The organism is Rhodococcus sp. PBTS 1 (assembly GCF_001620025.1).
In the GTDB taxonomy this organism is placed as follows: domain Bacteria; phylum Actinomycetota; class Actinomycetes; order Mycobacteriales; family Mycobacteriaceae; genus Rhodococcoides; species Rhodococcoides kroppenstedtii.
In genome coordinates this window covers 1,483,526-1,497,882 of the sequence record NZ_CP015219.1, presented here as the reverse complement: position 1 = coordinate 1,497,882, position 14,357 = coordinate 1,483,526, and the positions used below count along the sequence as shown (strand labels likewise).

Below are 14,357 nucleotides of genomic sequence, written 5' to 3'. Positions count from 1 at the left end.
CGTCACCGCCGCACGTACTCGGCCAGGTGCCGGCCGGTCAGAGTGGACCCGTCCGCCACCAGTGCGGCGGGCGTCCCCTCGAACACCACCGATCCGCCGTCGTGACCCGCCCCGGGGCCGAGGTCGACGATCCAGTCGGCGTGCGCCATCACCGCCTGGTGGTGTTCGATCACGACGAGCGTCGTCCCGGCATCGACCAGCCTGTCCAGGAGCGCCAGCAACTGCTCCACGTCGGCGAGATGCAGACCGGTGGTCGGCTCGTCGAGAATCAGGACCCCACCCTTCTCCCCCATGTGCGTCGCCATCTTCAGCCGCTGGCGTTCGCCGCCGGAGAGCGTCGTCAAGGGCTGACCGAGCGCGACGTACCCGAGCCCGACGTCCGACAGGCGCGTCAGGATGCGGTGCGCGGCGGGCAGGGCCGCCTCGCCGTCGCCGAAGAACGTCGACGCCTCCGCGACGGACATCGCGAGCACCTCGCTGATGTCACGACCGCCGAGGTGGTAGTCCAGGACCGAGGCCTGGAACCGACGGCCCTCGCACACCTCGCACGGTGTGCTCATCCCGGCCATGATGCCGAGGTCGGTGTAGATGACCCCGGCCCCGTTGCACGCCGGGCACGCGCCCTCCGAGTTCGCGCTGAACAGCGCCGGCTTGACCCCGTTCTGCTTGGCGAACGCCTTCCTGATGGGGTCGAGCAGTCCGGTGTAGGTCGCGGGATTGCTACGGCGAGAACCCCGGATGGGACTCTGGTCGACCGTCACCACCCCGTCCCGCCCGGCGAGCGACCCGTGGATCAGGGTGCTCTTCCCGGAGCCCGCGACGCCGGTGATCACCGTGAGCACACCCGTCGGGATGTCGACGTCGACACCGCGGAGGTTGTGCCGATCGGCACCGCGGATCTCGAGCGCGCCGGTCGGGGTTCGAAGGGTCTCCTTGAGGGCGACCCGATCGTCGAAGTGCCGACCGGTCACCGTGTCGCTTCTGCGCAGACCTTCCACGTCCCCCTCGAAGCAGACCGTGCCACCCGCCGTGCCGGCGCCCGGCCCGAGGTCGACGATGTGGTCGGCGACGACGATGGTCTCCGGCTTGTGTTCGACCACCAGCACGGTGTTGCCCTTGTCCCGGAGGGACTGCAGCAGCCCGTTCATGCGCTCGATGTCGTGCGGGTGCAGTCCTGTCGTGGGTTCGTCGAAGACGTAGGTCACGTCGGTGAGCGACGAGCCCAGATGTCGAATCATCTTGACGCGCTGCGCCTCGCCGCCGGAGAGCGTGCCGGCGGGTCGATCGAGCGACACGTATCCGAGGCCGATGTCGACGAACGAGTCGAGCGTTCGACGGAGCGTGGTGAGCAGCGGGGCGACCGACGGGTGATCCAGACCGGCCACCCAGCGGGCGAGGTCGGTGATCTGCATGGCGCAGGCGTCCGCGATGGACACCCCGTCGATCCGCGAGGATCGCGCCGCCTCGGTCAGACGGGTGCCGTCGCACTCCGGGCACGTCGCGAAGGTCACCGCCCGCTCGACGAAGGCCCGGATGTGGGGCTGCATGGCCTCGACGTCCTTGGCCAGGAACGACTTCTTGATCTGCGGGACCAGGCCCGCGTACGTGAGGTTGATGCCGTCGACCTTGATCTTGGTCGGCTCGCGGTACAGCAGGTCGTCGAGCTGCTTCTTCGTGAACTTCGCGATCGGCTTGTCGGGGTCGAAGTACCCGCAGCCCCGGAAGATCCGGCCGTACCACCCCTCCATGCTGTAGCCGGGGATGGTGATGGCGCCCTCGTTCAGCGACTTCGACGCGTCGTACAGCGCAGTGAGGTCGATGTCGGACACCGAGCCGCGGCCCTCGCACCGCGGGCACATTCCGCCCGTGATCTCGAAGCTGCGACGCTCCCGGGTCTCGCGTCCGCCCTTCGAGACGGTGACGGCGCCCGCCCCGGAGATCGAGGCGACGTTGAACGAAAACGCCTGCGGCGACCCGATGTGCGGATCGCCGAGGCGGCTGAACAGGATGCGCAGGAGCGCATTGGCGTCGGTCGCGGTGCCGACCGTCGACCGCGGGTCCGATCCGAGGCGCGATTGATCGACGACGATCGCCGTGGTGAGTCCGTCGAGCACGTCCACGTCGGGGCGAGCCAACGTCGGCATGAACCCCTGCACGAAGGCGCTGTAGGTCTCGTTGATCATGCGCTGGGACTCCGCCGCGACGGTGCCGAACACCAGCGAACTCTTCCCCGACCCGGACACCCCGGTGAACACCGTGAGCCGCCGTTTGGGGATGCGAACGCTCACGTCGCGCAGATTGTTCACCCGGGCGCCCTGGACGGTGATGACGTCGTGCACGTCCGCGGGATGGGCGCCGCCGGTGGTGTCGGTCCGACTCATCGATTCCCCTCGCTGCAGTGATCGAACAGCATCAGACCGTAGTCCGTCGGCCGCGGTCGAGCGTCGTTCTTCGGCGGACGTGGATGCGATAGCCGACCTCGACGGTGGTCCCGGTGATCTCTCGGCGGGCGCGGTCGGCCACCGCGCGCGAGAACTCGATGCCCAGCACCGCGTCGAGCGTCCGACGGTCGTCGAAGACCCAGCGCGTCCTGACGCGACGATCGTCGAATCCCTGTGCGGCGAAGAATCGTTCGACCGCAGCCGGGTCGTACCGGGGCAGGTCGCGCCGCATCCAGTCGCCGTACGGCGGCACGGTCGCGTCCAGATCGACGATCACCAGCGCGCCGCCGGGTCGCAACACCCGCATGGCCTCGGCGATACCTGGCCCGCACCCGGGACCGAAGAAGTACGCCGTGCGCGCGTGCACCACGTCCACCGACGCGTCGCCCTGCGGCAGGGCGTCCGCTCGGCCCTCGCTCACGCGCACGTGCGTCAGGTGCGCGGTACGGCGACGGGCGCGCTCGACCAGCGGCGGATGCGGCTCGACGCCGACGACGCTGCGGGCGTCGGCCGCGAACATCGGCAGGTGGAAGCCGGCGCCGCACCCGACGTCGACGACGTCGCGTCCCGTCCACGGCGCCACCTCGCGGAGCACGCCCTCGACGACGCCGTCGGGATCCTGCGCGCGGTTCTCGGCTTCGTAGACGTCCGGCCACCGCCAGATGTTGGGGCTCGGTACGACGGCCGGGCGGTGCTCAGACGAACGCGGCAAGGACCAGCCAGGTGACGAGGACCGACGGCAACACCGAATCGAGCCGGTCCATGAGTCCGCCGTGCCCGGGAAGCATGGTGCCCATGTCCTTGATGCGGAGGTCGCGTTTGACCTGGGACTCGACCAGGTCGCCCAGCGTCGCCGAGAAGACGACCAGCACGCCGAGGAGCACGCCGATCAGCGGGTTCGCGTCGAGCAGGAACCCCACCGTCAGCGCCGAGCCGACGACGCAGAGCAGCAACGAGCCGCCGAGTCCCTCCCAGGACTTCTTCGGGCTGATGGCGGGGGCCATGGGATGGCGGCCGAAGAGGACGCCGGCCGCGTACCCGCCGACGTCGGAGCACACGACCGCGATCATGAGCACCAGGACGCGGGCACCGCCGTCGTCGCCCTGGCACAGCAGCGCCGCGAACGCGCCGAAGAGCGGAAGCCAGGACAGCACGAAGATCGACACGGCGCAGTCGCGCAGGTAGTTCCGCGGCGGCTCGTGCAGCCCGCCGGAGAGCAGACGCCAGACCATGATCACCAGCACCGCGGCACCGAATGCGGAGAACGCACCCGTCGCCCCCAACGGGAGGGTCAGCCAGATGACCGCCTGGCCACCCAGGATGAGCGGGATGCGTGGGACGGCGATGTCGGCCTCACGCAGCCGCTTGGTGACCTCCCACGAGGCGACGGCGATGGCGACGGCCGCCACCCCGACGAAGGCGATGGGGACGAACACCAGGACGACGATCAGCATCACCCCGAGGGCCCCACCGACCGCGATGGCGGCCGGCAGATCGCGACCGGCCCGCGACGTCGATGTCCCCGTGGTCGTCCGGGCCGCCGGATCGCCCTGCTCGGGTGTGCTCACGGAGGTCATACCTCCATCAGTTCCGCTTCCTTGTTCTTCACGATCTCCTCGACCTGGGCGACGTACTTCGACGTCGTCTTGTCGAGCTCCGCTTCCGCGCGGGTCACCTCGTCCTCGCCGGCCTCGCCGTCCTTCTGGATGCGCTTGAGCTCGTCCATCGCCTTGCGGCGTACGTTGCGAATGGACACCTTGGCGTCCTCGCCCTTGCCCTTGGCCTGCTTCACGAACTCCCGACGACGCTCCTCGGTGAGCTGCGGAACCGAGATGCGAATGATGTGGCCGTCGTTCGTGGGGTTGACTCCGAGATCCGAGTTGCGGATCGCCGTCTCGATGGGACCGAGCTGACTCTGCTCGTAGGGCTTGACGATCACCATGCGGGCTTCCGGCACGTTGATGCCCGCCAGCTGCGTGATGGGGGTCAGGGCCCCGTAGTACTCCACCATGACCTTGGCGAACATGCCCGGGTTGGCGCGGCCGGTCCGGATCGAGGCCAGGTCGCCCTGCGCGACCGAGACGGCCTTCTCCATTCGCTCCTCGGCATCGAAGAGTGCTTCGTCGATCACGACCGTTCCTTCCGATAGTTCGCTCGCCCGGTCATTGACGGGGCCGGATGACTACTTGACCAACGTGCCGATCTTCTCACCGGCCACCGCACGTGCGATGTTCCCCTCGGTGAGCAGATTGAACACCATGATCGGCATTCCATTGTCCATGCAGAGGCTGAACGCGGTGGCGTCCGCGACCTTCAGACCCTTCTCGATCACCTCGCGGTGAGTGATCTCGGTGAACATCGTGGCGTCGGGGTCCACCTTCGGGTCGGCCGAATACACCCCGTCGACCGCCTTGGCCATGAGAACCACCTCGGCACCGATCTCGAGGGCGCGCTGCGCGGCCGTGGTGTCGGTGGAGAAGTAGGGCATGCCCATGCCGGCGCCGAAGATGACGACGCGGCCCTTCTCGAGATGACGCTCCGCGCGGAGCGGGATGTACGGCTCGGCGACCTGGCCCATGGTGATGGCGGTCTGCACGCGCGTGGTGATCCCCTGCTTCTCCAGGAAGTCCTGCAGGGCGAGGCAGTTCATGACGGTGCCGAGCATGCCCATGTAGTCCGAGCGGGAACGGTCCATGCCGCGGATCTGGAGCTCGGCACCGCGGAAGAAGTTGCCGCCACCGATGACCACGGCGACCTGGGCGCCGGACCGCACGACCTCGGCGATCTCCTCGGCCACCTTCTGCACGACGTCGGGGTCGAGACCGACCTGTCCGCCACCGAACATCTCGCCGCCGAGCTTGAGCAACACTCGTCGGAAACCGGGTCGCGCCGTCTCGTCGGTCACGATGCCTCTCCTGTCCGTCGGGAATTCGGGTGCCTGAAGGGCATCTTGCCCCATCGGCCGGTCGGTCGGCGGTGCCGCCCGCCCGCCACAGCGGACGGTGCCGCCCACTCGAGGTGAGTGGACGGCACCGTCGACGCTGTTCGTGCGGGTTCCGCTACGACCGTCGGGTCAGTTGGAGCCGACCTCGAAGCGCACGAAGCGGGTGATGGTGACCCCGGCGTCCGCCAGCATCGCCTTGACCGACTTCTTGCTGTCCTGCACGGACGACTGCTCGGTGAGCACGACGTCCTTGTAGTAGCCGTTGACACGACCCTCGACGATCTTGGGGAGCGCAGCCTCCGGCTTGCCCTCCTCGCGCGCGGTCTGCTCGGCGATACGACGCTCGCCCTCGACGACGTCCTCGGGGACCTCGTCGCGCGTGACGTACTTGGCCTTGAGCGCGGCCACCTGCATCGCGGCACCGCGAGCGGCCTCCGCGGCGGCGTCGCCCTCACCGGTGTACTCGACGAGCACACCGACGGCGGGCGGCAGGTCCGCACTGCGCTTGTGCAGGTAGGTCGCGACCGGGCCGTCGAAGGAGACGACGCGACGGATCTCGAGCTTCTCGCCGATCTTGGCCGAGAGCTCCTGCAGTGCGGTGTCGACGCTCTTGCCGTTCAGGTCGAGCGCCTTCAGCGCGTCGACGTCGGCCGGCTTGCCCTGCGCCGCGACGTCCGCCACGGACTGCGCGAACGACTGGAACTCCTCGTTCTTGGCGACGAAGTCGGTCTCGGAGTTGATCTCGACCAGGACGCCGTCCTTGGCCACGACCAGTCCCTCGGCGGTGGAGCGCTCGGCACGCTTGCCGACGTCCTTCGCGCCCTTGATGCGCAGCTGCTCGACGGCCTTGTCGAAGTCGCCGTCGTTGTCGGCGAGTGCGTTCTTGCAGTCCAGCATCCCGGAGCCGGTGAGCTCACGGAGCCGCTTGACGTCGGCGGCGGTGTAGTTCGCCATCTGGTCCAGCCTCCCAGTAGAAGTTCGAGTGAAAGATCGAGATGAGCCCGTCCCGGTGTCTCACACCGGGGTGAACGCGGGGTGACACAGAACGAGACCCGGCGTACCGCGAGGGGTGCGCCGGGTCTCGTGGGGCATCAGCTCTGTGCGTTCGACGCGTCCGCGGCGGGAGCGTCGGCGGCCGGAGCGTCCGTGACCGGAGCATCCGTCGCGGCAGGGGTCTCCGCAGCGGCCTGCTGCGTGGCCTCGGCGGCCGGGGACGCCTGAGCGAGCTGCTCGAGCTCCCACTCGGCGAGGGGCTCGCCGGCGCCGACCTCGGGCTTGTCGTCCGCGCCGGAGTTGCGGCCGGCACGGGCCTGCACACCCTCGGCCACGGCAGACGCCACGACCTTGGTGAGCAGCGCGGCGGACCGGATCGCGTCGTCGTTACCCGGGATCGGGTAGTCGACCACGTCGGGGTCGCAGTTGGTGTCCAGGATCGCGATGACCGGGATGTTCAGCTTGCGAGCCTCGCCGACGGCGATGTGCTCCTTGTTGGTGTCGACGACCCACACGGCCGAGGGCACCTTGGCCATGTCGCGGATACCACCGAGGGTGCGATCCAGTTTGGTCATCTCACGCGTGAGCATGAGGATTTCCTTCTTGGTGCGACCCTCGAAACCACCGGTCTGCTCCATCGCCTCGAGCTCCTTGAGGCGCTGCAGGCGCTTGTGCACGGTGGAGAAGTTGGTGAGCATGCCACCGAGCCAGCGCTGGTTCACGTAGGGCATGCCCACGCGAGTGGCTTCGGCCGCGATGGATTCCTGCGCCTGCTTCTTGGTGCCGACGAAGAGCACCGTGCCGCCGTGGGCGACGGTCTCCTTGACGAACTCGTACGCCTTGTCGATGTACGTCAGCGTCTGCTGCAGGTCGATGATGTAGATGCCGTTGCGGTCGGTGAAAATGAATCGCTTCATCTTCGGGTTCCAACGGCGGGTCTGATGCCCGAAGTGCGTGCCGCTGTCGAGCAGCTGCTTCATGGTCACAACAGCCATGGCTGTGCGTCTCTCTTTCTCTGCCGGTTGATGCACGGCGTTCGACCCGCGAGGGTCGAGGTGATCCGTGCCCTGGCACTCGCCGTTCGCCGGAACCCGTGAGAGACGGGACCAGCCGACGAACACGTACCCGAGCGATGGCCGGGTGCGACGAATGCGCGAAGTCGACCTGTACGGACAGGTCGCATCGGCCAGTGTACGACGCGTGCGCCGCAGGTCATAACCGGGCATCCCCGGGGCGCCCACCCCGAGCCCGGCCGTCCCCGGGTGGCTCCTCGCGGCGTCGCGGACCCGTCGGGGACGGGCACGGTGTCGGCCATGCCGATTCTCCCGTACGCCGCCGTCCGGTCCGGAACGATCGTCTCGCTCCTCCTGCTCGTCCCGGGGCTCTGCGCCGTCGTCCCCGCCGCTGCGACGCAGCCGTTCCGGTGGCCCTTGGAGCCGCGGCCCGTCGTCGTCACCCCGTTCGCGCCGCCGCCGGAACGCTGGCTGCCCGGACACCGCGGGCTCGACCTCGACGGGGGTCCGACCGCGGGACCGACGGTGCTGGCCGCGGGTGACGGGGTGGTCGCGTTCGCCGGCCTCGTGGCCGGTCGCGGTGTCGTCGCGCTCGATCACGGCGACGTGCGCACCACGTACGAACCCGTCCGACCCCTGGTCGCCCGCGGCACCCGGGTTCGTCGGGGGGACTCGATCGCCGTGCTCGAGGACGGCCATGCGTCCTGTCCCGTGGCGCGCTGCCTGCACTGGGGCGCCCGGCGCGGCGACACCTACGTCGACCCGATGTCGCTCCTGCGCGGAGTTCCGATCCGGTTGAAGCCACCGTCGACGTCGCGGCGCGCGAGCACACCGTCGAGGTCGCGGCGATCCGTCACCAGGCGCGCAGACCGTCCGGCGCGGCGGGAACGGCGTGCCGTCCGCCGGCGGCCGGGAAGTCGTCGGCCATCATCGCGGCGAGCTCGACGAAGGCGTCGCGGGTGCGCGGCCGTAGCCGGTCGAGCTCGACGACGGACCCTTCCGCGAGGTGCTCGTCGAACGGGATCACCACGACGGCGCGGCACCGTGCCAGGAAGTGCCGGGTGAGCTCCTCCATGTCGATGCTCGCGGCGCCCGGCCGGTTGGCGCTCACGACCACGACCGTCCGCTCGACCAGGTGTGCGTAGCCGTGTAGCCCGAGCCAGTCCAGCGTGGCGGCGGCACTGCGGGCTCCGTCCACCGCGGGCGAGCTGACCAGGACCAATGCATGGGCGAGCGAGAGCACCCCGTCCATGGCGGAATGCATGATGCCGGTGCCGCAGTCCGTGAGGACGATGCCGTAGTGGGTGCAGAGGGTCTCCACCACCGCTCGGTAGTCGCGGTCCGTGAAGGCCTCGGACGCCGCGGGATCCCGTTCGCCCGCCACCACCTCGAGACGGGACGACGACTGCGACGTGTGCAGGCGAACGTCGGCGTAGCTGCGGATGTAGGGGCGCGCGGCCAGCAGATCGCGCACGGTCGAGGTGGTCTGCCGCGGAACCCGCTCGCCGAGTGTGCCGAAATCCGGGTTCGCGTCGACCGCCACCACGTTGTCCCCGCGGAGGGACGCGAGCACCGAACCGAGCCCGACCGTGACGGTGGTCTTGCCGACGCCGCCTTTGAGCGAGAGCAACGCGATGCGGTAGTCGCCGGTCACCGGCTGGGTTATGCGGTCGTGGAGGTTCTGCCGACGCACCTCGGTGACGGACGCTCGTCGGCCGAGCATCGCGTCGACGGCCCGCCGCCACGCACCGGACCGCGGCGATGCATCCGTCGACGGGCCCGTCCCGAGTGGTGCGGCACGGCGGGCCGGACCGTGGCCCTGCGGACCCGGTGGCGGGAACTCCCGGGCTGCGTCGTTCTCCGGAGGGGAACCCTGCCGGGTGTGGTCGGGGAAAGGCCGACCGTCCCCCGGACGTCCGTCGTTCGCGCGTCCTGCGCCGTAGGGGTCCGCGTGTCCCGCGCCGTGGGGGTCCGCGTGTCCCGCGCCGTGGGGGTCCGCGCGACCCGCGCCGTAGGGGTAGGCCTCGCCCGCGGTGGAGCCGGTGGGTTCGGTGGGGCGGGCCGGCTCGGGTGGCAGCCACGCGGAGTTCGCACCGTCGAATCGGGCCGGGTCGAACCGGGTCATCACGCCTCCCCTCGTGGGTCTCGGCGCTGCCCCCCGGTGTGCGCCCCCGTCGGCACGAACGCTACCAAAAGGCACGTCGACGCACCTCGGCCGGTGTTTCGCGTCGGTCGAGGACGCTCAGGCGCGCGGATGGGCCCGATCGTGCACGGCGCGCAGCCGATCCACCGACACGTGGGTGTAGAGCTGGGTCGTCGCGAGGGACGCGTGACCGAGCAGTTCCTGCACGACACGCAGGTCCGCTCCCCCTTCGAGCAGGTGCGTCGCCGCGGAGTGGCGCAACCCGTGCGGTCCGAGGTCGGGCGCCCCGGGAACGGCGTCGAGAACGCGATGCACGACGGTTCTCGCCTGACGCTGGTCGAGGCGACCCCCGCGGGCGCCCAGCAGCAGAGCACCGCCCGATCGCGGATTCGCGAGCGCCGGTCGGCCGTTCTCCACCCAGGCGGACAGCGCACGCTCGGCCGGTACGCCGAACGGCACCACCCGTTCACGGTCGCCCTTGCCGAGGACCCGGATCACCCGTCGGTCCCGGTCGACGTCGTCGACGTCGAGACCGCAGAGCTCCCCCACCCGGATACCGGTGGCGTAGAGCAACTCGACGATCAGATGGTCCCGCAGCGCGAGCGGGTCCTGCTGCTCGGCGCCGAGCGCCGCCGCGGACAGGGCCTCCGCGGCCTCTCCGGCCCGCAACACCCCGGGCAACGTCCGGTGCGCGGCCGGTGCTGCGAGCGACGCGCCCGGATCGGTCGCGATCACCTCGGACTCGGCGAGCCACGAGGTGAACGTCCGCACCGAACTGACCCGCCTGGCGACGGTGGTGCGCGCCGACCGACGCGAGACGTCGGCGAGCCAGGCACGCAGCGCACGCCGGGTCACCACCTCGTCGAGGTCGCCGTCGGGGTCCGCGTCCAGGAACGCGAACAGCGACTCGACGTCGGAGAGGTACGCGCGGACGGTGTGCGCCGAACGGCCTCGCCGGTAGGTCAGGTGGTCGGCGAAGCGCGCCAGCAGACGGGACTCAGGCCTCGGCGGCCGCGAGGTCTCTCTTCCACGTGCGGAATCCCTCTTCGGTGCGGCCACGGCGCCAGTATCCCGAAATGGAGGCCCACTCGGCGGGAACGCCACGCTCACGGCGCACGTAGGGGCGGATGTGATGCATGACGGCCTCGGCTTCCCCGTGCACGAAGACCTGCACCGGGCCCGGACGCCACTCGATCGCTCTCACGGCAGCCACCAGCGGGGCGTTCGCGCCGACGACGTCGTCCGGCGCCACGTCCGCGGACGCGCCCCGGTGCACCCACTGCACCTCGACACCCGCGGGAGCGGTGAAGGGAAGTCGATCACCCGGCCCGGCCACCTCGACGACGGCCACTCCACGAGCGTTCTCCGGCATCGCGCGCAGGGCTGCCGCCAGCGCGGGGAGTCCGGTCTCGTCCGCGGCGAGCAGATGCCACGCGGCGTCCTCGCGTGGGGCGTAGGCGCCGGCGGGGCCGTAGAACGAGAGGGGTTGTCCCGGTTGCGCGTTCGACGCCCAGGGGCCGGCCACGCCCGACTCGCCGTGGACGACGAAATCGATGGCGATCTCGCGCGCGGCGCGGTCGACCGCGCTCACGGTGTAGGTGCGCAGCACCGCCTCCCCCGCGACGTCGAAGTGCAGCTTGACGTAGCCGTCCGTGAACTCGCTGGGTTCGAACTCGTCGAACCCGGGGTCACCGAGGACCACGCGAACGAGGTGGTCGGCCACCTTCTCGGTGCGCCGAACGGTCAGGGTGGTGATGCGACGTGCCACGTGTTCTCCGATCGAGCCGCGCCGCGTGCGCAGCCGAGTAAGCCTAACCTAAGTCTCACTCGACCCTAGCGCACGCGGCGCGACCGCGGTGTCGGTGCGCCGCGTCAGTGGGCGGCGTCGTACGCGTCCTGGATCTCCTGGCTGATGCGTCCGCGCGTCGAGACCTCGAAGCCGTTCTCCTTCGCCCAGGCGCGCACCTCGCTCAGGTTCTGCCGGCTCTTGTTCGATCCGCCCGAACCGGACGCGCGACGCGTCTTCCGCCCGCCGACCTTTTCGGCGTGCTCGATCCAGAAAGCGAATTGGTCGTACAACTCGTTCGCGTGCTTGTGATTGAGGTCGATCGAGTAGGACACCCCGCCGACGGAGAACTCGACCGTTTCACCCTGACCGTCCTTGATCAACGAGCCGTCGACATCGTCGATCATTTGCACTGTCGTCCGTCGTGCCATTTCTCGCTCCTCGTCCGTGACCCCGTGAATTCATTCGAAGATAACAGACGTACGCACCGATCAGCGGATCCGGTCACGTCGATTCGACACGGATTCACGACTTTCGTGTACAACAGCCGTTGCATTTCCCGGGCGGCACCGATCGGTCACCGACCAACCGATCCGGCAGGCGACCGACCAGCCCCGGTAAACTGCATCCCACGCACCTCCGTCCGGGTCGTCGGCGGCGGGCGGGCGAAGGGACCGAGGGCATGGCGCAGAACGGAATTGCGCCGACCGGTCGTTACGTTCCGGGCCGACGACACACTTTTCTGGATCTGTTCAGCGGATCGGGCGGGATGAGTTGCGGTTTCCACCGGCACGGCGGCTTCGAGGTGGTCGGGGCCGTGGACGCGCAGCTGGGAAAACCGTCCAGCACCCGGGGGTCGCTCGAATGCAATTCGTCCTACGCCGCGAATATCGGACGGAACCCGCACGCGGTGGACCTCGGCACCATTTCCACTCGGGAGCTGTCGGACCTCGTCGCACCCGCCCTTGCCGGGCGACCTCTCGACGTCCTCAGCGCCTGCCCACCGTGCACCGGCTTCTCGCGTGCGAATCCGTCGAATCATGCCCGAGACGATCCCCGCAATTCGTTGGTCGCCCGCGTCGCGGACGTGGCCTGCGAGTTCCGCCCCGCAGTCGTCGTGATGGAGAACGCGCGCGAATTGGTCGGCGGGAATTTCCGAGGCCATCTCGAGGCCCTGCGGCAACGCCTCGAGGACGACGGATACACCGTCGACGCGTCGGTGTACATGCTCTCCGAGCTCGGGCTGCCGCAGAAGCGGGAGCGATCCGTCGTCGTCGCGGTGCGCGGCGATCGGCCCCTGATGACGCTCACGGACCTGTGGAGCGGGTGGCGCGTCCGGCCGGAGGCGGTGACCGTGCGACGCGCCATCGCCGACCTGCCCCCGGTCGAGGCCGGCGTCGCCCACGTCGACGATCCCCTGCACGTCTCGCCGAGCATCGGCCGGGACTCCACCCGTCGACGCCTGCGCGCCATCCCGCACGACGGCGGATCCTGGCTCGATCTCCGGTCGGCGCCGGGCGGCGAGGAGCACCTGACGCCGGCGATGCGACGCTCGATCGCGGCGGGCCGCCTCGGATCGCATCCCGACGTCTACGGGCGCCTGTGGTGGGACCGCCCGGCGCCCACCGTCAAACGCGAGTGCGGCCACTTCGGCAACGGGCGGTACACCCACCCCGAGCAGGACCGGCTCTGCACCGTACGAGAGCTGGCTCTGCTCAACGGCTTTCCCGCAGATTACCGGTTCGATGCCCGCTCCCTGTCCAACATGTACCGCCACATCGGCGACGCCGTCCCACCGTTGATCTCCGCCCAACTGGCCGCGATCACAGCCTGGATCCTCGGCGACGACCACACGCACATGCCGACGCCCCACGACGCCGTGCTCGCGGGCACCTCGCTGCGGGCGGAGGACATCGAGGCCGAGTCGCACTCACCCGGACACCCGGACCCAACCGGAGCGTCCCCGGTGCGCGTACCCCTCGACCTCGAGCACCACCAGCGCTGACCGCACCGCGGCCACCGGAATCCCGGACGTCACCGAGATCTCCTCCGGCTGCACCGCACCCGCCGTCGGCAACGCATCGAGAGTTCGTGCCGCCGTCTCCGGCAACGCATCGAGCCGTCGGCCGAACAGCGAGTCCCGCTCGTCCGACGCCGCCTGCGCCGACCCGAGCGGACCGATCTCCGCGGCCACGTCCTGCGCCCCGGTCACCAACATCGCCTCGCCCTCCCGGATCATGCGATGACACCCCGCCGACGACGCCGACGTCACCGGCCCCGGCACCGCCACCACCGGCCGCCCCACCGCGCGCGCCCACGAGGCGGTGTTGCGCGCACCGCTGCGCCACCCCGCCTCGACCACCACGACACCGTCAGCCAGCGCGGCGACCAACCGATTCCGCGCCAGGAACCGGTACCGCGCCGGCGTCGTTCCGGGCGGATACTCGCTCACCACCGCCCCCTGCTCCGCGATGCGCTCCAGCAGCCGCGAGTGCCCGGCCGGATAGGCCCGGTCCACCCCGCAAGCCAGGACCGCGACCGTCGTGCCGCCCACGCCGAGCGCCGCACGATGCGCGGCCCCGTCGATGCCGTACGCGGCACCCGAGACCACCGTCCACCCGTCCACCGCCAGGTCCCCCGAGATCTCCGCCGTCACGTGATCGCCGTAGGACGTCGCCGCCCGCGTACCGACCACCGCCACCGCCTGCTCGGTGCACGACGCCAGGTTCGCCGACCCGACCACCCACAACGCCAGCGGCGCCGCCGCATCCCTTCGCGCCGCCGGATCGAGCCGGTCCAACGCCGTGAGCCGCCACGCCGGCCACTCCGCATCGGTCCGCACCACCAGCCGGCCGCCCAACCGCGCGAGCGTCGCCGTCGCCTCGGCCGGGTCGACCCCCGCACGCGCCGCCACCCGCTCGCGCATCGCCGCGGGCACGTCGCCGACCCGCACCGCATCCGCGGCATCCAGCACCCCCCGCTCGGCGACGAGCTTCTCCAGCTCGGGCGACGGGCCCAACGCCACCATCGACAGGTA

Annotated in this window: 13 protein-coding genes and 1 pseudogene; 2 read left to right on the top strand and 12 right to left on the bottom strand. The window is 70.1% G+C overall.

The annotated features are described in order from the left end of the window. Positions 1-2: 2 nt before the first annotated feature. From A3Q40_RS06770 to rpsB, 7 genes are all read right to left on the bottom strand, one after another. Positions 3-2,381, bottom strand: coding sequence for an ATP-binding cassette domain-containing protein (locus tag A3Q40_RS06770; RefSeq protein WP_068100666.1), 2,379 nt, complete (start codon positions 2,379-2,381; stop codon positions 3-5). Positions 2,382-2,412: 31 nt separating this feature from the next. After that, positions 2,413-3,153 carry a class I SAM-dependent methyltransferase gene (locus A3Q40_RS06765; protein ID WP_068100664.1) on the bottom strand — a complete coding sequence of 247 codons (741 nt, stop codon included), beginning with the start codon at positions 3,151-3,153 and terminating at the stop codon, positions 2,413-2,415. After that, the gene (locus A3Q40_RS06760; RefSeq protein ID WP_082833800.1) at positions 3,137-4,018 is read right to left on the bottom strand and encodes a phosphatidate cytidylyltransferase; all 882 of its coding nucleotides are present in this window, start codon (positions 4,016-4,018) and stop codon (positions 3,137-3,139) included. Before A3Q40_RS06760 ends, A3Q40_RS06765 begins: the two co-directional genes overlap by 17 nt. Next, positions 4,015-4,572 (bottom strand): ribosome recycling factor, encoded by a 558-nt coding sequence (frr, locus tag A3Q40_RS06755; protein ID WP_068100662.1) that lies wholly within the window; start codon positions 4,570-4,572, stop codon positions 4,015-4,017. Before frr ends, A3Q40_RS06760 begins: the two co-directional genes overlap by 4 nt. 51 nt (positions 4,573-4,623) lie before the next feature. Then, complete coding sequence (pyrH, locus tag A3Q40_RS06750; protein ID WP_235606567.1) at positions 4,624-5,286, bottom strand: UMP kinase; 663 nt, start codon at positions 5,284-5,286, stop codon at positions 4,624-4,626. Between the two features lie 228 nt (positions 5,287-5,514). Beyond that, positions 5,515-6,339, bottom strand: a complete 825-nt coding sequence (tsf, locus tag A3Q40_RS06745; RefSeq protein ID WP_068100658.1) for a translation elongation factor Ts — start codon at positions 6,337-6,339, stop codon at positions 5,515-5,517. Between the two features lie 137 nt (positions 6,340-6,476). After that, positions 6,477-7,373 (bottom strand): 30S ribosomal protein S2, encoded by an 897-nt coding sequence (rpsB, locus tag A3Q40_RS06740; RefSeq protein ID WP_068105484.1) that lies wholly within the window; start codon positions 7,371-7,373, stop codon positions 6,477-6,479. Positions 7,374-7,691: 318 nt separating this feature from the next. On the opposite strand from rpsB, the pseudogene A3Q40_RS19740 reads away from it, so the two are divergent. After that, positions 7,692-8,096: pseudogene (locus tag A3Q40_RS19740) on the top strand (M23 family metallopeptidase); the annotation flags it as partial. A 148-nt stretch (positions 8,097-8,244) separates the two neighbouring features. Here the strand turns inward: A3Q40_RS19740 and A3Q40_RS19735 are convergent. The 4 genes from A3Q40_RS19735 to A3Q40_RS06720 all read right to left on the bottom strand — a co-directional run bounded on the left by A3Q40_RS19735 (position 8,245) and on the right by A3Q40_RS06720 (position 11,727). Beyond that, positions 8,245-9,516, bottom strand: a complete 1,272-nt coding sequence (locus A3Q40_RS19735; RefSeq protein WP_082833799.1) for a MinD/ParA family ATP-binding protein — start codon at positions 9,514-9,516, stop codon at positions 8,245-8,247. A 117-nt stretch (positions 9,517-9,633) separates the two neighbouring features. Next, complete coding sequence (locus tag A3Q40_RS06730; protein WP_068105481.1) at positions 9,634-10,524, bottom strand: tyrosine recombinase XerC; 891 nt, start codon at positions 10,522-10,524, stop codon at positions 9,634-9,636. Between the two features lie 7 nt (positions 10,525-10,531). After that, positions 10,532-11,302: a siderophore-interacting protein gene (locus tag A3Q40_RS06725; protein ID WP_068100656.1), complete on the bottom strand. Its 771-nt coding sequence runs from the start codon at positions 11,300-11,302 to the stop codon at positions 10,532-10,534. A gap of 104 nt (positions 11,303-11,406) precedes the next feature. Beyond that, complete coding sequence (locus A3Q40_RS06720; RefSeq protein WP_235606489.1) at positions 11,407-11,727, bottom strand: histone-like nucleoid-structuring protein Lsr2; 321 nt, start codon at positions 11,725-11,727, stop codon at positions 11,407-11,409. A gap of 275 nt (positions 11,728-12,002) precedes the next feature. Here A3Q40_RS06720 and A3Q40_RS06715 point away from each other — a divergent pair, with 275 nt between their 5' ends. Further along, positions 12,003-13,325, top strand: coding sequence for a DNA cytosine methyltransferase (locus A3Q40_RS06715; RefSeq protein ID WP_069972914.1), 1,323 nt, complete (start codon positions 12,003-12,005; stop codon positions 13,323-13,325). Here A3Q40_RS06715 and dprA read toward each other — a convergent pair. Beyond that, on the bottom strand, positions 13,251-14,348 hold the full coding sequence (gene dprA, locus A3Q40_RS06710; protein WP_068105479.1) for a DNA-processing protein DprA: 1,098 nt from the start codon (positions 14,346-14,348) through the stop codon (positions 13,251-13,253). The genes A3Q40_RS06715 and dprA overlap by 75 nt on opposite strands. Positions 14,349-14,357: the final 9 nt, after the last annotated feature.